Annotated in this window: 16 protein-coding genes; 6 read left to right on the top strand and 10 right to left on the bottom strand. The window is 58.9% G+C overall.

Going from position 1 to position 17,230, the window contains the following annotated elements; all coding sequences use genetic code 11:
• Nucleotides 1-84: 84 nt before the first annotated feature.
• Nucleotides 85-1,032 (bottom strand): cation transporter, encoded by a 948-nt coding sequence (locus tag J7447_RS09535; RefSeq protein WP_152506256.1) that lies wholly within the window; start codon nt 1,030-1,032, stop codon nt 85-87.
• Nucleotides 1,033-1,040: 8 nt separating this feature from the next.
• Nucleotides 1,041-2,600: a helicase HerA-like domain-containing protein gene (locus J7447_RS09530; RefSeq protein ID WP_023000966.1), complete on the bottom strand. Its 1,560-nt coding sequence runs from the start codon at nt 2,598-2,600 to the stop codon at nt 1,041-1,043.
• Nucleotides 2,601-2,820: 220 nt separating this feature from the next.
• Between J7447_RS09530 and J7447_RS09525 the strand changes: the two genes are divergently transcribed.
• Entirely contained in the window at nt 2,821-3,213 is a 393-nt protein-coding gene (locus tag J7447_RS09525; protein WP_055656631.1) for a DUF2780 domain-containing protein, read from the top strand.
• A 44-nt stretch (nt 3,214-3,257) separates the two neighbouring features.
• Nucleotides 3,258-3,665 carry a DUF4332 domain-containing protein gene (locus tag J7447_RS09520; RefSeq protein WP_023000968.1) on the top strand — a complete coding sequence of 136 codons (408 nt, stop codon included), beginning with the start codon at nt 3,258-3,260 and terminating at the stop codon, nt 3,663-3,665.
• A 213-nt stretch (nt 3,666-3,878) separates the two neighbouring features.
• Here J7447_RS09520 and J7447_RS31275 read toward each other — a convergent pair whose 3' ends face one another.
• The gene (locus J7447_RS31275) at nt 3,879-4,580 is read right to left on the bottom strand and encodes a helix-turn-helix domain-containing protein (RefSeq protein WP_006939443.1); all 702 of its coding nucleotides are present in this window, start codon (nt 4,578-4,580) and stop codon (nt 3,879-3,881) included.
• A gap of 509 nt (nt 4,581-5,089) precedes the next feature.
• On the opposite strand from J7447_RS31275, the gene J7447_RS09510 reads away from it, so the two are divergent.
• On the top strand, nt 5,090-7,102 hold the full coding sequence (locus J7447_RS09510) for a methylmalonyl-CoA mutase subunit beta (RefSeq protein ID WP_209169472.1): 2,013 nt from the start codon (nt 5,090-5,092) through the stop codon (nt 7,100-7,102).
• A complete protein-coding gene (scpA, locus tag J7447_RS09505) occupies nt 7,099-9,264 on the top strand; it encodes a methylmalonyl-CoA mutase (RefSeq protein WP_077292598.1) in 2,166 nt (721 codons plus the stop codon). The genes J7447_RS09510 and scpA overlap by 4 nt, the downstream gene beginning before the upstream one ends.
• Before the next feature lie 18 nt (nt 9,265-9,282).
• Here the strand turns inward: scpA and J7447_RS09500 are convergent, their stop codons facing one another.
• Nucleotides 9,283-9,552, bottom strand: coding sequence for a hypothetical protein (locus J7447_RS09500; protein ID WP_077292599.1), 270 nt, complete (start codon nt 9,550-9,552; stop codon nt 9,283-9,285).
• Nucleotides 9,553-9,754: 202 nt separating this feature from the next.
• Between J7447_RS09500 and J7447_RS09495 the strand changes: the two genes are divergently transcribed.
• Entirely contained in the window at nt 9,755-10,141 is a 387-nt protein-coding gene (locus J7447_RS09495) for a YkvA family protein (protein WP_209169471.1), read from the top strand.
• Here J7447_RS09495 and J7447_RS09490 read toward each other — a convergent pair.
• Nucleotides 10,138-10,359 (bottom strand): helix-turn-helix transcriptional regulator, encoded by a 222-nt coding sequence (locus J7447_RS09490; protein ID WP_023000973.1) that lies wholly within the window; start codon nt 10,357-10,359, stop codon nt 10,138-10,140. The genes J7447_RS09495 and J7447_RS09490 overlap by 4 nt on opposite strands.
• Before the next feature lie 346 nt (nt 10,360-10,705).
• Nucleotides 10,706-11,287: a hypothetical protein gene (locus tag J7447_RS09485; protein ID WP_023000974.1), complete on the bottom strand. Its 582-nt coding sequence runs from the start codon at nt 11,285-11,287 to the stop codon at nt 10,706-10,708.
• 180 nt (nt 11,288-11,467) lie between these two features.
• Between J7447_RS09485 and J7447_RS09480 the strand changes: the two genes are divergently transcribed.
• Entirely contained in the window at nt 11,468-12,223 is a 756-nt protein-coding gene (locus tag J7447_RS09480) for an outer membrane beta-barrel protein (RefSeq protein ID WP_152506259.1), read from the top strand.
• Between the two features lie 108 nt (nt 12,224-12,331).
• On the opposite strand, the gene J7447_RS09475 is transcribed toward J7447_RS09480, so the two are convergent.
• The 4 genes from J7447_RS09475 to J7447_RS09460 all read right to left on the bottom strand — a co-directional run bounded on the left by J7447_RS09475 (nt 12,332) and on the right by J7447_RS09460 (nt 17,213).
• Nucleotides 12,332-13,687 carry a TRAP transporter large permease subunit gene (locus tag J7447_RS09475; RefSeq protein ID WP_023000976.1) on the bottom strand — a complete coding sequence of 452 codons (1,356 nt, stop codon included), beginning with the start codon at nt 13,685-13,687 and terminating at the stop codon, nt 12,332-12,334.
• A 3-nt stretch (nt 13,688-13,690) separates the two neighbouring features.
• Complete coding sequence (locus J7447_RS09470; protein WP_023000977.1) at nt 13,691-15,025, bottom strand: TRAP transporter small permease subunit; 1,335 nt, start codon at nt 15,023-15,025, stop codon at nt 13,691-13,693.
• 96 nt (nt 15,026-15,121) lie between these two features.
• Nucleotides 15,122-16,228 (bottom strand): TRAP transporter substrate-binding protein DctP, encoded by a 1,107-nt coding sequence (dctP, locus tag J7447_RS09465; protein ID WP_209169470.1) that lies wholly within the window; start codon nt 16,226-16,228, stop codon nt 15,122-15,124.
• A 322-nt stretch (nt 16,229-16,550) separates the two neighbouring features.
• Nucleotides 16,551-17,213 (bottom strand): haloacid dehalogenase type II, encoded by a 663-nt coding sequence (locus J7447_RS09460; RefSeq protein WP_023000980.1) that lies wholly within the window; start codon nt 17,211-17,213, stop codon nt 16,551-16,553.
• Between the last annotated feature and the right edge of the window lie 17 nt (nt 17,214-17,230).

Raw genomic sequence — 17,230 nt, 5'->3', positions numbered from 1 at the left:
TGTTGCCCCGTCTGCCGTTGTTTCGATTGCAGCCTTAACGGGAAGGGGTAACTATCCTGTTACTCAGGGGATAATGGGCGCGCATCACTCCTGAACCGGATTGGTGTAATCGCTTGCGGTGAGGACAATTTCCACCCTTGCTGGTCCGATGACATCTTCCAGCCGGGCGGAGAGAATGTCGCGGAACGTGTCTATGTCTTCGGCACGAACGGGTTTTTCGGGGTCGAGATAGACGGCCACCCAGTGCATGCGCCCTGCCTGAAGGACAGCTGCCCGATGCAGGCGATAGCCTTTTTCGCGGGCAAGGTCCCTGGCAGCCCGGGCGACCTTGGCATAGGTGCTGCTGGGGGCGCTGACGCCGGCAAGGTCTGCCAGCGTCGTGCGGAAGGTCGAAAGCGGCTGCCAGATGATCGCCAGGATCAACACCAGAACGATGACGGCATCACCGATCGGGACAAATGGTCCGAGAACCGTATCTTCCAGATAGGGCAGCGACAGAAGGGCTGCTCCCGATCCGACGCTGAGCGCGCCGTCGATGAGGGCGGCGCGGGCTTCGGTCTTCAGGATGGCGCTGCGCTTGCCGGTTTTACGGTAGGCACGGTGAAAGTTGAATGCAAGGCCAAGGCAGATGCTGACGATGACGACTGCGTAGACCGCGATCGGACCAAACACCAGTTCCGGGACAACGCCTCCGGAAAAGAAGGTCCAGATTTTCGAGATGGAGACAAAGGCTGCGAAGACCAGCACGCCGATGAGGATGAGGCTTCGGAAGGTGACATAGAGCACCTCGTCGAAATCGTGTCCCCAGGGTCTGGAGCGTGTCGGTGGCAGGCCAACCCTTGCCCCGATACGAGCAGCCGCAATGGCGGAGATGAAGTTGACCGCCGAATACAGACCGTCCACCAGCATGGCGTCGGACCGGGATACCCAGGCGGTCAGAAGGCCGGCAACGGCCATGAACAGGTTGGCCCATTTGCCGATGACAAGCGCCTTGCGCTCGGTCTCCAGATTTTGGGCCGCGGTTGCCGGCATCGCTTTGTCTAGTTGCCTCTTTTCAGCGAACCGAGCAGACCCCGAACCAGCGCACGGCCGAGCGAGGAGCCGAGACTTCTGGCTGCGGACTTGAGCCCGGCTTCCAGGGCCGTGTCACGCTGGCCACGGCGGTTGCTGCGCCGTTCCCGGCTTTCCTGACGCGGCCTGTCATCGCGTCCGAAGTCGGGCAGCTGAAAACCGGACCGCGAGCGCCGTGGCTCGCCATGTTTCCTGGCGTAGCTGTCTTCCTTTTCCTGGCGCCGCTGTTCCTGTCTCTGCGCTTCCTGCGCGCGTCCCATCAGGACTTCGTATGCCGACGTCCGGTCGCGGGTGCGCTCATACGTGCCAAAGACGGGGCTGGACTGGATCAAGGCCCGTCGTTCGGCCTGAGTGACGGGACCCAGCCGCGAACAGGGTGGACGGATCAGCGTGCGCTGAACGACGGACGGAATGCCTTTGCCTTCCAGGGTCGAGACCAGTGCTTCGCCGACACCGAGTTCCGTGATGACCCGTTCGGTGTTGAGATCCGGGTTGGGACGGAACGTTTCCGCAGCTGCCCTGACAGCCTTCTGGTCGCGCGGCGTGAAGGCACGCAGGGCGTGCTGAATGCGGTTGCCGAGCTGGGAAAGCACGGTCTCCGGTACGTCCAGCGGGTTCTGAGTAACAAAATAGACGCCGACACCCTTGGAACGTATCAGCCGGACTACCTGTTCCACCTTCTCGATAAGTGCTTTGGGAGCATCGGAAAACAGAAGATGGGCTTCGTCGAAGAAGAACACCAGCTTCGGCTTTTCCGGATCACCGACTTCGGGCAGTTCCTCAAAGAGTTCAGACAGCATCCAGAGCAGGAAGACGCCATAGAGCCGGGGAGCGGACATGAGCTTGTCCGCAGCGAGGATGTTGACGACGCCCCGGCCGTCCGGTGCGGTGCGGATGAAGTCACGGATGTCGAGGGCCGGTTCTCCGAAGAAGTGTTCTCCGCCCTGGCGCTCCAGCACCAGAAGCCTGCGCTGAATGGCCCCGACGGACGCCTTGGAAACGTTGCCGTAGATCGTGGAAAGCTCGGAGGCACGTTCTGCCACGTGGGCAAGCATTGCCCTGAGGTCTTTCAGATCCAGCAGCAGCAGGCCTTCATCGTCGGCCAGCTCGAACAGGACGTTCAGTACACCTTCCTGCGTATCGTTGAGTTCCAGCAGTCGGGCGAGGAGCAGGGGCCCGATCTCGGAAACGGTGGTGCGGATCGGATGGCCTTGCTCGCCGAGCAGGTCCCAGAACACCGCTGGGAACGCTTCGTAGGTGTATTCGTCGGCGATCCCGACATCGCTGGCACGTTTTTCAAGAAAATCCTTGGAAACACCCGCGGTTGCAAGTCCGGACAGGTCGCCCTTGATATCGGCGCAGAACACGGGAACACCGGCCTTGGAAAAGCCTTCGGCAAGGATCTGCAGTGAAACGGTCTTGCCGGTGCCAGTTGCTCCGGCAATCAAGCCGTGGCGGTTTGCGAGCTTGAGTGTGAGGGTTTCTTCCCTGGTGCTGGCACCGATGAAAATACTGTCTTTTACCGTCACGATTACCCCCGAATCCCTGCATCTTGCCGCAGCCTAGAGCCTTTCGCTGCCAGATTGAAACATTCTGTTGCCGGGCGGCATTGGACGAGCGTGCGGGCTGCATGCGGCATAGTCGAGCAGAAAAGACATTGCCCATCGACGTGGGCACCTCGAGACTTGTATAGAGAAGCCAAACGGGCGCCGGATGACAGGGCGTCAGTCATTTAATCAGGAGATTTTCATGGACGAGCTCATCCAGCGGATCATGGCGGCAGCAGGCATCGAGGAAGATGTCGCCAAGAACGCCATCGGCATCATTCTGGGCTTCTTGAACAAGGAAGGTCCGGAAGACAAGATGCAGCTCATCTTCGACGCTTTGCCTGGAGCGAAGGATCTTGTCGATGCTCGTGCGGAAGCCGGTTCCGGCGGCGGGTTTTTGAGCGGTCTTGGAAGCATGATGGGCGGTGGCATGGGCGCCATGGCGGCACTCAATGAATTGACAAATGCGGGCCTCGACATGGATGGCGTGCAAAGTGTTGTCAAAGAACTCGTCTCCTATGCTAAGGAAAAAGCAGGGGACGATGTTGTGAATGAAGTGGTTTCACAAATTCCGGGACTGAGCCAGATCGTCTGACTGTCCCAGGTTCGGTTGCCGGTTGATTAGGGAGTTCTGAGCGCATGTCTTATTCCATCGATGAAATCGAAGGTATCGGCCCAACCTATGCTGCAAAGCTGGGTGAAGTCGGCATCAAGACAACGGAAGCTTATCTGGAGCGTGCGAAGGACCCGAAAGGTCGCAAGGCGCTGGAAGAAGAAACCGGCATCGACGGCAAGCGGATCCTGAAATGGGCCAACATGGCGGATCTGATGCGCATCAGCGGCGTTGGTGAGGAATATTCCGAACTCCTGGAAGCTGCCGGCGTCGACACGGTGAAGGAACTGAAGCATCGCAATGCCGCCAACCTGGCGGAGAAGATGCAGGAAGTGAACGAAGCCAAGAAGCTCGTTCGCCAGGTGCCGAGTGAAAGCCAGGTTACCAAATGGGTCGATCAGGCCAAGGAATTGCCGCCGATGATGACCTACTGAGGTCGGCAAGCCGAAAATTGAAATGACAAAAAAGGCGTGCGGAAAGCGCGCCTTTTCCTTTTGGCGATTGGCATTTTGACGTTGTTGCCCGGCGTGCGTGCCTGGCGTGGTCTCCTCTGACGCATGTTGTTTTGCAGCCGCGCCAGAACAAAAAAGGCGCACCGAAGTGCGCCTGTTGTTAGCCCCTGGAAGCTGTTGGCTGGAGAAGCAGCGTTACACGCTGATCTGGCCGTAACGAAGCGCTTCGACCACGGTGTGGGTCTTGTTGGAAGCGTTCAGCTTGACACTGGCATTCTGCAGGTGAGCGTGGACAGTCCGCTGGGAGATGTCGAGTACGTCTGCAATTTCCCCGGCTGTCTTGCCATAGGCTGTCAGTTCCAGAACCTTGCGCTCACGGGTCGACAATGCGCCCGGTCGCTGTCCGGAAATCACGCCAAGTTCGCGCAGGCGCGAGAAGGCAGCAGCTGCTAGTGCTTCCAGATTGGAAAGATCGTATTTGTTGACCTGAAGAGCAGGGCCGCTTGCAAACACGAATGCCTGGAAAGGATAGAGTTCCGTTACCGGGATGACGAGAACCTGACTTCCTTCCCCGGCTGACGCGAGAAGGTCGGAATGTTCCATGTCACCGGCGGAGATTGTCCAGACGCGAGCCCGGTTTGAACCGAGGCCAAGCATCAAGGCGCTGTCATTTGCAGAAAGCGAAGTGCTTTCAATTCCGTCATTGCGTTGATCGGGCCACCGGAACCGTTGTACGAGGTTGTCGATCGGGCGGTTCGGCATCGGCAGGCCGGTAATGAGGATATGCGTCGCCCCCATGCGTCGAAGGTTCGATTCCAAAATATCGAGAACATGATGGGCGGCATTTGCTTCCGAGATTGCTCTCAGCTTGCTCTTCAATTCCGTTTGATCAAGCATTGTGCACATCCTTTGCGGCTTGGGTGGCCGCGTCTTTGCGGGTGTCCGTACGCGAGCCGGAACATCCGCTGATGGGTGAAACCCGTTCCCGCCAAACCTATTCAGGTAAGTGTCGGATCCGGACGCCGCGCATTTCTTATGAGGGTAGAATTTCCCATGCGTCAGCACCTATACGCTACAATACAATTGATGATCGTACCAATAGGGAAAACTGGCAAATTTAGCTTATTCCGCCAAAAAATTGACAAGTTGGCGCCTAGAAGAGGCCAAATTGTCTTTCTGAGAAGTGTTTAACGTCTTCGTAAGTGTAAGTCGAAAAACGCAATTTGTAGATAAATTTTTATTTTGCGCGTCTAATTAATTCTACGAGCGAATCGCAAGTCGGAACTGGCTCCCGGTTTCACCTGATTCAACTGTCCGAGACCTTGTGATCTTCAAATCCTTACCCATTCTGCTGAGTTGCCAAGCTTCGGGCCCAGGGACTAAAACGGGGCCAGGGAGTACGTGCGATGCCGAACAGCTTTACTGGACCTGAAAGTTTTTATTCTGCCGACGCGGAGGCCTGGTGGGCTGCCGTCGACAAAGCCCTGAAGGGGAGCGCCCGGCAGAAGCTTTACGGGAAAACCGAAGATGGACTGGATATCGCGCCGCTTTATGAGCGCAGGACAGACAGTCCGGCGCGCGCCCTTCGGGCTGCCGCAGGCGACTGGTCCGTGGTCCAGCGGATCGACATTCCCGATCCTGCCGCCGCAAACGCACAAATTCTGGAAGATCTGGAGGGTGGCGCGAGCGGCCTTGACCTGGTTTTCCGCGGTGCTGCCGCATCATACGGCAATGGCATCCGGGTAGACGATCTATCCGGTGTCGACCGCCTCCTGAAAGACGTCGAACTGGATCTGATTGACCTGCGCTTTGAGGCGGGGCGGGAAAATGTCGAGATTTTCGCCTCCATTCTGGCATTGCTCGAAAAGCGCAAGATCGATCCGGCAAGCGTTCGCCTGACGGCCGGGATCGATCCCTATGGCTGGGTGGCAGTCAGTGGTGTCGCACTTGCCGACATGGAAAACGCCTACAGACATTTCCGCGATCTGGTGGTCGCAGCGCATGATTTTGGCAGCCCGGCACGGGTAATGAAGGCCGATGGCCGCATATGGCACGAAGCGGGGGCAACGCCTGCGCAGGAGCTTGCGCTTGTTCTGGCTTCCGCCACAGCTCACATGCGCTTGCTGGAAGGCACGAGACTGGCGCCCGAACAATGGGCTGACAGAATTTCGTTCAGCCTGATCGCGGAAGCCGACCAGATAGGAACCATTGCCAAGGCCCGCGCGATCCGCTCGCTCTGGGCGTCGGTACTGGACGGTGCAGGACTGCCGCAAGCGGCCCTGCCGTTGCATATGTCGACTTCCTACAGAATGCTGACTCGCCGGGATCCCTGGGTCAATCTTCTGCGCAACACGGTGGCAACCTTTGCAGCCGGTGTCGGTGGTGCAGACAGTGTCTGTGTCCTGCCGCATACGCTGGCTGTCGGTTTGCCCGACGGCTTTGCCCGCAGGCTGGCGCGCAATACGCAGTCTATCCTTCTGGAAGAAAGCAACCTTGCGAAGGTGACCGATCCGGCCGCCGGCTCTGGCGCCATTGAAGACCGGACGGATACAGTTTGCGAGGCTGCCTGGAGCCTCTTCCAGGAAATCGAGGCGGCCGGTGGCCTGTTCGAGGCGGTGCGCACGGGCCTCGTGCATGATCGTATCGGGGCTGCCAGGGCCGGTCTTGCCAAGAACATCGCCACAAGAAAGCGTCCGATCACCGGCGTAAGCGAGTTCCCGGACCTTGCTGAAAAGCCTGTTGCGGTGCTGAAGTCGAGCAAGGAAGATCTCGCAGGCGTGAGCGCACCGCGTGAGGACCTGCCGGAACCGGGAGACGGCGAGCGCTTTGCGACCCTGCGCAAGCTTGCCCTTCAGGGAGTGCCCCTGAGCGAGCTGGGCATGCGGCTTGACCTTCTGCCGCGCGACTATTCCCTTCCGAAGCTGGAAACGGCCCGGATAGCGGAGCCCTTCGAGCAGCTTCGTAGCAGGTCAGAAGCCTTCGAGCAGGCCGCGTCGACAACGCCAGCGGTATTCCTGGCGTCTCTCGGCAGTCTGGCCCAGTTCTCGGCGAGAGCCACCTGGACGGCAAACGCCTTTGCGGCGGGCGGGTTGAAACCCGTCGGACCGGCTGTCTATGGTTCTCTTGAAGATCTCGTTGAGGCCTTCCGGCAAAGCGGGGCGATGCTTGCCTGTCTCGTCTCCACGGACGATGTTTACGAGGCGCAGGCGGAAGAGGCAGCTCAAGCCCTGAAAACGGCAGGGGTGGATTACCTCTACCTTGCAGGGCGCCCTGGAGACCGGGAAGATGCCTATCGCAAAGCCGGTGTGGACGCTTTCGTCTTTGCCGGATGCGATCTGCTTGCACTGTTGAAGGATGCATTTGACCGGCTGGAGACCCAACAAGGGGTCGAGCCGAAAGATCTGGAGGTCCAATCATGAGCAGGATCCCGAATTTCGCTGACAAGCCGTTCCGGAAAATCGTGAAGGCTGCGGACGCCGGCTCGCAGGAGAGCTGGCAAACGCCGGAAGACATCGTTGTGCCGCCTGTCTATGGGGCGCAGGATCTTGAGGGACTGAAACATCTGGATACCTGGCCGGGCCTGCCGCCGTTTCTGCGCGGTCCTTACCCGACGATGTATGTCCAGCAGCCCTGGACAGTGCGCCAGTATGCCGGGTTCTCAACGGCCGAAGATTCAAACGCCTTTTACCGGCGTAACCTTGCCGCCGGTCAGAAGGGCCTTTCGGTGGCCTTCGACCTTGCCACGCACCGCGGGTACGACAGCGATCATCCGCGTGTTTCGGGTGATGTCGGCATGGCAGGGGTGGCGATCGATTCCATCTATGACATGCGTACGCTCTTTTCCGGCATACCGCTGGACAAGATGAGCGTCTCCATGACCATGAACGGCGCGGTGCTGCCGGTGCTGGCGCTTTACATCGTAGCAGCGGAAGAGCAGGGCGTTGCGCAAAAGGACCTCTCGGGCACCATTCAGAACGATATTCTGAAGGAGTTCATGGTCCGCAACACCTATATCTATCCGCCCAAGCACTCCATGCGGATCATCTCGGACATCTTCAAATACACGTCCCAGAACATGCCGCGCTTCAATTCAATCTCCATTTCCGGCTACCACATGCAGGAAGCGGGGGCGACGGCGGATCTGGAGCTGGCCTATACGATTGCCGACGGCATCGAATATGCCCGCGCCGGTGTCGCCGCCGGCATGGACATCGACCAGTTCGCACCGCGGCTGTCCTTCTTCTGGGCGATCGGCATGAACTTCTTCATGGAAGTTGCCAAGCTGCGTGCCGCGCGCCTGATCTGGGCGACCCTGATGGAAGAAAACTTCCAGCCGAAGAACCCGAAATCCCTGTCGCTGCGCACCCATTCGCAGACCTCCGGCTGGTCACTGACGGCACAGGACGTCTTCAACAACGTCATTAGAACCTGTGTGGAAGCCATGGCGGCAACGCAGGGGCATACGCAGTCGCTGCACACGAATGCGCTGGACGAGGCGCTGGCTCTGCCGACCGATTTCTCCGCACGTATCGCCCGCAACACGCAGCTGTTTCTGCAGCAGGAAAGCGGCACGACGCAGGTGATCGATCCCTGGGGCGGTTCCTATTACGTCGAGAAGCTGACGGCAGACCTTGCCGAGAAGGCCATGGCGCACATCCGCGAAGTGGAAGAGCTTGGCGGCATGGCGAAGGCCATCGAGAAGGGCATTCCGAAGCTGCGGATCGAGGAAGCAGCCGCCAAGACACAGGCGCGCATCGACAGCGGTGCGCAAACCGTGGTCGGCGTCAACAAGTTCAAGCCGGAAAGCGAACAGGCGATCGACGTTCTGAAGGTCGACAACGCCCAGGTGCGCGCCGCCCAGATCGACAAGCTCAAGCGCCTGCGTGAAGAGCGCAACGAGGCCGAGACCCAGGCCGCCCTGGAAGCGTTGACCCAATGTGCCGCGTCCGGTGACGGCAATCTGCTGGACCTTTCGGTCAAGGCCGCACGGGCCAAGGCGACCGTGGGTGAAATCTCCCTGGCAATGGAGAAAGTGTTTGACCGGCACAAGGCCGAGATCAAGTCGATTGCCGGTGTCTACAAACGGGAGGCCGGAGCCATGTCCGGAACCATCGAGAAAGTCCAGAAGCTGGTGGAAGCCTTTGAAGACAACGATGGCCGCCGACCGCGTATCCTGGTCGCCAAGATGGGGCAGGACGGACACGACCGCGGTCAGAAGGTGATTGCCTCGGCATTTGCCGACCTGGGTTTCGACGTTGATATCGGGCCCTTGTTCCAGACCCCGGAAGAAGCTGCTCGCCAGGCGGTCGAAAACGATGTTCACGTGGTCGGCGTGTCATCGCTGGCGGCAGGCCATCTGACACTGGTGCCGGCTCTGAGGCGCGCGCTGGCGGAAGAAGGCCGGGAAGACATCATGATCGTCGTTGGCGGTGTCGTGCCTCCGCAGGATTATGACGAACTCTACAAGTCCGGGGCAGCGGCGATCTTCCCACCGGGAACCGTGATTGCGGAAGCGGCCATCGGTTTGATCGGCAAACTCAACGAGCAATTGGGATATGGCTCCGCTGAAGCAGCTGAATAGGGCCCGTGTCGGCAGTCGTCAGGTATCCTGGAACTTGCTCACCGGGACCGGTGGTTCCAGGTACATGCCGAAGAGGTAAGGACCCATGCGCCAACGGATTTCCGTAAAGACCCGGGTCAGTTCCTTGTCGTCATCGATCAGGACCCGGTCCGGCACCGGCAGGTCCGGGTCCTGAACGACGATGCCGATGTCGCCGTTCTCAAGGTCGTAAAGCGTGCATTCGCTCAGGTGCGTGCTGTCGAGATTGAGCAGCTTGCCTGATCGCAGCCGCGCTCTTGTTGCAGGCACCGGCCTGCCTTCAAGGGGGGAATTTGATCGCGTCATGGCTAAAGACCGCTCGCTCCGTCGGACCTGTTGAAATTACGGAGGATGTTCTAGGCAGCGTAGCTTGCGCAGGACTGGAAGGTGTTTCGGGCTCGATGACCTTCCGGCCGACACCGCCCAGGGTCTGCCGTGTCGCAGGGACTGTTTCCAATTCACGCGGGCTGACATGCTGAAGGACACCATCAAGACCTGGGCAAAGCGCATCAAGCGAGATCTCCACGCCCTTTATCTGGCTGGAAGGGACCCGAGGGTACCCTGGTATGTGAAGGCCCTGGCCATCGCAACCGCAGCCTATGCTCTGTCACCCATTGACCTGATTCCGGATTTCATTCCGGTGATCGGATATCTCGACGATCTGCTTCTCGTGCCGCTCGGCATCTACCTGGTGGTGAAGCTCATTCCACCGCAGGTGATGGAGGACTGCCGGGTGGAAGCTGACAGGAGATCGGAAAAGCTGCCTGCCAGCAAAATGGCGGCAATCCTGGTTCTACTGATCTGGATCGGTGCGGCGTTGGCTGCACTTTTGTGGTTCTGGCGGCGTGTTTCTGTCTAATCTTCCGGAGTTTTTTCGGGCTCGTAAATCAGAATGTCGCCGGGTTGGCAGTCGAGCACGTCGCAGATCTTTTCCAGGGTCTCGAAACGGACACCCTTCACTTTTCCGGACTTGAGCAGCGAAACATTCTGCTCGGTGATGCCAATGCGTTCGGCAAGCTCCTTGGACCGCATCTTCCTGCGGGCGAGCATTACGTCCAGTTCAATGATGATGGGCATGAAGGGACCCCCGGCGCTGTCGCTTGCTTATTTTTCGATTTTCTTCTGCGAGCTGGACGGCCTTACGCAAGAGAGAGATGAGCAAGGCATGAGTGTCCCGAGAATCATGCCTGATATTTCACTGCCATCAGCCACGGCGTCAACAATCCTTTGTTCTTGTGAAAGCTTCCGGCGCGCAAACGCGACTGGCCGTGGATGACCGGGAACCTTGTTGCTTGCAAAGGCTGAGAGAAGGTGCGGAGGCTGAAGACATCTGCCCACCTCGGTGCCACCGTGCATGAGGCCGAGTTGCCGGAGACAGGCAACGCCATTGATGTTCAGCATTCGCAACGCTCCATGGTCCACCTCAAATGAACTGCTGGTTCTCGTCTGCAATAAGCGCAGCCTCGCGAAGGATCCAGCCGAACAGCAGCATCAAGGCACCAAGGACGAGAAAGAAGATCTCGCCACCATCCAGACTGATGTCGACGGTGCGCTGGCCCGGGGGAAAGTCATAGGTCAGGAGGACCGAGCCGATCGGATCGCTGATCAGGTCGAAGACCGCGAACACGATAAGCCAGATGCCGAAGGAAAACACGTTTGCAAGCGTCTTCGGCGAGAAGAACTCCATCTTCTGAAACCGCTTGAAGACCTGGCGGATGTTCCAGCCCACCGCCAGCAGCAGACTGAAGGCAATGGCTGCCAGTATGGATATTCCGATGCGCTGCACCTGCGGAATGTCACCCAGCATGCGTTCGGTATCGGCGACATCAAATGTTTCTTGCGCACCGATCATCAACTCGTTCGGCAGGGCGATACCGATCGTGACGACCACGCCCAGACCCAGCAGGATCAACAGGATGATGGTGACGGCCCATTTCATGAACGCGGATACACGCCGGATCCGCGTCAGCCGCTTCTCCCGTTCCGCCCATTCAAGTTCGCTCATCGGTTACTCCGCATCGTGTCATTGCGGCATCGTACCTAGTTCATCTGTCGGGAAAACACAAATTCAAAAACATTGCTATTGACAAAAAAATTATTGCAATCAATTTTCAAATTATCGTTTTACATTAATTTTTTAGATTTGTGAGGCGATGAGATTGTCATACATGAAGTGAGATCACTGATGGTAAGTTCCTTTGCCAATTATGTTTTTCGTGCGCCGCCGGCCATCGGGCGCGGTCGCTCCAGGCAACGCCCCGGTGTGATCAGGCGTGTTCTGCGGAGCCACTGGCTGTTGGAGCCGCTGGTTCTGTGCGCCGTTCTTGGTGTGCTTGTCGTTGGGGCGAGTGCTGCCGATCTGGAGACTTTTGACGCTCCTGTCTATTCGCAAGCGCCACAGTCGCTCTGGGCTGGGCCTTATCTCGGCTTTGAAGCAGGTGTTTCGCAGACCGTGACAGACGTCAAATCAGGCGGTCGATCGAAGGATTTTTCGCGGGTCGACGCATCGTTCGGTCTTTTCGGCGGCTACAACTGGGAAGTCTCCCGCTTCGTCCTGGGTGTCGAAGGCGGTGCGGCCTATCTCGGCGGCCGTGAAAAAGGCAACCATCCGACGCTGGGCACCATCGAGACAGGATCCAAGTGGACGATCAATGCCAAGGCCCGAGTCGGCGTGCCGATCAACAACGTCATGCCTTATCTCAGCCTCGGTATTGCCGCGACAGAACACAGCCTCAAGGCGAACGGGACGGAGAGAAACTCCGTTTCGATCGGTCCGGTGATCGGCGGGGGTGTCGAGGTTGCGGTAACGGATGCGTGGCATCTCAGGGCCGACTACTCGATGACCGGGATCCTTGACGAGAAGGCAGGATATGGCGGTGCGAAGGTAGATCGGACGGCCGGTAACCATCGGCTCATGATCGGGCTCTCCCGTTCGTTCTGATCTGTCTCCTGACAAGCCAACCCTGTCGGGCACATTTGTCCGGCAGCATGGAACGGCTGCGCTTTTCCCACTGAGCGCAGCCGTTTCCCTTTGTCTTTGTGGGCTCTGCTAGCCGTAGACCAGGTTCGGCAACCAGGTGATCAGTCCGGGGAACAGCATGCACAATGCCAGTCCAAGCACCTGCAGCGCCAGGAAGGGCAGGGCAGACTTGAAGATGTCTGTCATTGGAATGTCCGCCGGAGCGACGCCTCGCAGGTAGAAGAGTGCGTAGCCGAACGGTGGTGACAGGAAGCTCATCTGCATGTTCACCAGATAGAGAACACCGAACCACAGTACCAGATCGTCCGGGCTGTCGAGCCCGAAGGAGGCCGCTCCGAGCGCCTTGATGATCGGCACGAAGATCGGCACGCACAGGAGCAGGATGCCGACCCAGTCCAGGAACATGCCCAGGACGACAAGCACGATCTGCATGATGATCAGAATGCCCCATGGGCCGAGGCCGGTGGCTTCCAGCGCGCCTTGCACGAACTGCTGACCGCCTTCCAGTACATAAAGACCAACGAAGATGGTCGCGCCGAACATGATCCAGATCACCATGGCCGAAGCCTTCAAGGTGGTCAGCGAGGCTTCGCGCAGTGTCTGCCAATCGAGATTGCGGTGGATGGCAGCCACGACTATGGCGCCGAAGGTGCCGATGCCGGCTGCTTCCACCGGAGTTGCGACGCCGGTGAAGATAACGCCCAGCACGATCACGATCAGCGCGATCGGCGCAGACATGTTCGACAGCAGCCGGACCTTTTCCTTGAACGGAATACGTTCTTCCTCCGGGATCGGCGGGCCTTTTCTGGGGTCGATCATGCAGCTGACGATCACATAAAGGATGTAGAGCCCGGACAGCAGCAGGCCGGGAATGACCGCGCCGATGAAGAGCTCACCAACGGACTGTTCGGCCACGACGGCGTAGATGATTGCCAGGATCGACGGCGGGATCAGGATGCCGAGCGTTCCGCCGGCCATGATCGAGCCCATGGCGATCTTCGGGTCGTAGTTTCGCTTCAGCATGGCGGGAAGGGCGATGATGCCCATCGTGACAACAGCCGCCCCGATGACACCCACCATGGCCGCCAGTACGGTGGAGGCGATGATGGTGGCAGCCGCCAGGCCGCCCTTCACGCCGCCAAGCACCTTGTAGATGACATCGAACATGTCGTTGATGATGCCGGCCCGTTCCAGCATCGATGCCATGAATATGAACAGCGGGATTGCCGATAGCTGGTAGTTGGTCATCAGCGGAAAGATGCGCGACGGCACGATGTTGAGCGCCCGCTCGTCACCCAGGACGAACAGGAACACACAGGCGAGCCCTCCCGTAACGAAGGCCAGCGGCAGCCCTGCCATCAAGAGGACCAGCAGCGAGCCGAACATGATGAGTGTCAGCCACTCGATTCCGATTTCAAGTCCCATCGATCAAGCCCTGCCCATCACTGCGCGGATGTCCTGCGCGAATTTGGAAATTCCCTGGAGCACCAGCAGCAATCCGCCGAGCACCATGACCCACTTCATTGGCCAGAGCGGCACTTCCCATTCGTTGAAGCTGATTTCGCCCCAGCGGATGTTCGGATCGGTCCATTGGGCCAGGTTCCAGCTTGCAACGACATCGCTGAAGCCGATTTCACCGCGCGCCCAGTCAGAAACCAGCGAGTTGCCGGAGGGAACCGCGATGGCATCGAACGCGAAGATCCACGAAGTCACCAGCAGGGTGCCGGCGAAGATGAAAAAGAAGACGGATGTCAGCAGATCGACAATTGCCTTGCGGCGCGGCGACAGCGGCGCATAGAAGACATCGACCCGTACGTGGGATTCCGTCAGCATGGCGTAGGACCCAGCGATCAGGTACTGCATGCCGAACATGAGGTACATCGCCTCGTGAGCCCAGTTGGTCGGGCTGCCGAAGACGTAGCGGCTCATGACCTCGAAGTAGTAGACAAGAACGGCGATCACCGCCCAGTAGCTGACAAACTCGCCACAGTAGAGCGAGAGCCGGTCAATCCAGCCGGTCCAGCCGGAAGAGACGTGATCCGCATCGTCCTTGCGCTCGGCTTCTTCAAGCTCCTTGAGCTTCTTTTCCGCCTCGCTGAGTTCCGGGTCCGGTGGCAGGTTCTCGTTTGCTTTGGAAACCAGCCGGGGCAGGAGAAGTGCGTCGACCGCCACACCTGCAAGCAGGAGCCAGAAGGCGTACTTGGCAACATTGCCCCAGAAATCGAGGGTTTCGCGAGCTGTTACGGCAGCCGGGCGGGCGGTCTCCAGAGTTGCTTCGGCCTCGGCAACCCGGGTCTTGCCCTGTTCGACACGTTGTTCGGCGCGCTGGACATCCCGTTCCGCGCGGCGCTTGGCAAAGCTGCCTTCTTCAGCCTGCGCTTCCGCCTCGGCGAGCTTTTGGCGCAAGGCAGGCAGATCGGCCTCTGCGGTCTTCACCCTTTCGCCTTCGCGCTCGAGCGTCCGCTCGGCCTGGCGCACTGCGTTGGCCATGTCCGAGACAACCGCGCGCGCATCCTGGCTTTGCGCGTTGGCGTAGAGGATCAGCACGAACACCGGGATATAGACCAGCCCGATCAGGCTTTTCAGGTAAAGCCGATGCAGACCCAGGATGCCGCCGGTGACAAGAATGAAATAGCCGAGCACCAGCGAGTAGCGCCGTTCAGTCGGCTTAGGCCGCTTGGCAAGGGCAGCGGCGATCAGCGGAAAGATGATCAGCCCCAGCCAATAGGCCCAGTGCGGCAGGGTAAAGTCCAGATGAGGCATGCCTCTCCCTTCCCCAGGGGAAACAAGCCCCTGTTGAGTTGAACAGGACCCGCGCGGCTGGCCGCGCGGGTCCGTTTCCCGAGACGTCGTCTGGGATCAGAGGTCGAGTTCGAGGCCTTCGACCTGCTCCGGCGTGACGTAGCCGAGTGAACCGGACATCATGTAGTCGAGCTGAATCTTGAAGAGGCGCGCGCTGTCCTTGTCCCGGTTCGCATAGTTGAACCAGATCGGAACGGCGACTTCGGTCATCAGTTCGACATCGTCCTGGCTGAGCCGGGTGATTTCGGTGCCGTCGGCCTCGAACTTCGCCCAGGCTTCCTGGTCTGCCTTCTGGATGGCTGCATGGTGCATGTCGGAATAGACGTGTGTTTCCATTTCGACGAACTGCTGCATCTGCGGGCTGAGCGCATTCCAGGCATCCATGCCGACGGTGATGTCCATAAGGTCGACCGGCTGGTACAGCGACATGAAGCCCGGAGGGCCCATGGAGATGTATTTGGTGACCTGGCTGAAGCCGAGGGCATAGTTGACCGCCGGACCGACATAATCGGCGACGTCGATGGTGCCTTTTTCAAGTGCCGGGAAAATCTCCGATCCCGGAAGCACCGTCGTTTCCGCGCCGATCTCTGTGAAGACTTCGGCGACCATGCCGCCCGGCAGGCGCATCTTGCGGCCGCGGAAGTCATCGATGGAGCGGATCGGCACCTTGGAATGGATGATGTTGGGGCCGTGATGCACCGGTCCGACAAACATCATGTTCTGTGCGGCGTAGAGTTCACGGGCGGTTTCGAGACCGCCAAGGGAATAGTAGAACACGTCCCATTCGTGCGGGTTGCGCATACCGAGCGGATAACTCGTCAGGAAGGTGGCCGCGGGGATGATGCCCTGCGCATAGATCGTGAACGGGTTGACCGCGTCCAGAACGCCATTCTTGACGGCGTCGAACAGCTGGAAATCGCCCACGACGTCGTTGGCGCCGAATGGCTGGAAGGCGAGCTCCCCGCCTGTCTTTTCGGCAATGGTTGCGCACCAGTCCTTGAAGATCTGCAAACCGGCACCGCCTGGCCAGGACGTCTGGATTTTCCAGGTCGTCGTCTGCCCTTGTGCCGAAGCGATATGCGGCGCAGCGAGTGTCGCTGCTCCGACCGTGCCGGCACCTGCGAGCGTCCGCAGGGCCTGCCTGCGTGTCGTAAGTTGTTTCATGGTATCCTCCCAAATAGGTCTGGGAGCAAATGAGCGCTCGCGCGGGGAGTGTTTCAACGCCCCTTCTTCTTCGCGGAGACAAACCAGCTGTTTGTGTTCTTAAGTAGTTGTTTTGTAACTGGTTCGGGATGACCTCGAGGAAGTCTGTCGCTCTTCTTTTCCTCCCAACCAAGGGAAGGATATTACACTTACAGAATCCTGCAACCTTGCCGGACGCTCAAAACATCTTTTCCTTTTTGGAAAAAATGGCCGGAACTGTTTTGAAAATAGAGAAACACAAAGCTGACGCTGTCTCCTCTTCCTGAAGGGAAGTGGTGTCAGGTCAGCCGAGTGTGGCGAGCCCTGTCAGATCCGCCAGAACCGCCTTGGGAGAAAGGTCCGGATATTCGTCAGGCATGCCCATCCGGTTCATCCACACGGTACGGAACCCGAATGCGGTAGCACCGGCAATATCCCAACGGTTTGAAGACTGGAAGGAAACCTCTTCCGGATAGATCCGGAAATGGGTCGTGACCATTTCATAGACCTGCGGATCGGTCTTGAAGGTTCGAAGGGCGTCGACGGAAAAGATCTCGTCGAAAAGTTCCGTCAATCCGGCGGCCTTGGCGGCAGCTTCGAGCATGGCCGGAGATCCGTTGGACAGGATCGCGATTTTAGCGCCGGTTGCCTTGAGGTTGGTCAGCACCTGCGGCACTTCCGGGTAACAATCAAGTTCCCAGTAGGCGCTGAGAAGATCTTCGCGCAACGACTTGTCAGCGGAAGGCACCAGGGCGAATGCGGTATCCAGTCCTTGCTGGGTCAGTTCCCAGAAGTCCAGATACTTGCCCATGAGGGCGCGCACCCAGGAATATTCAAGCTGCTTTTCCCGCCAGAGAGACGACAGCCTCTGGGCATCCGGTCCGAGCTTCTCCGCATGTTTGCGGACGGCGGCATGCACATCGAACAAGGTTCCATACGCATCGAAAACGTAAGCTGCATGCGCCATCTTCAAGACCTCCAAGC

This window comes from Labrenzia sp. R5_0, from assembly GCF_017743835.1.
Classification (GTDB): domain Bacteria; phylum Pseudomonadota; class Alphaproteobacteria; order Rhizobiales; family Stappiaceae; genus Roseibium; species Roseibium algicola.
Note: the sequence above shows the minus strand (reverse complement) of the source record. Positions and strands in the feature narration are given on the sequence as shown.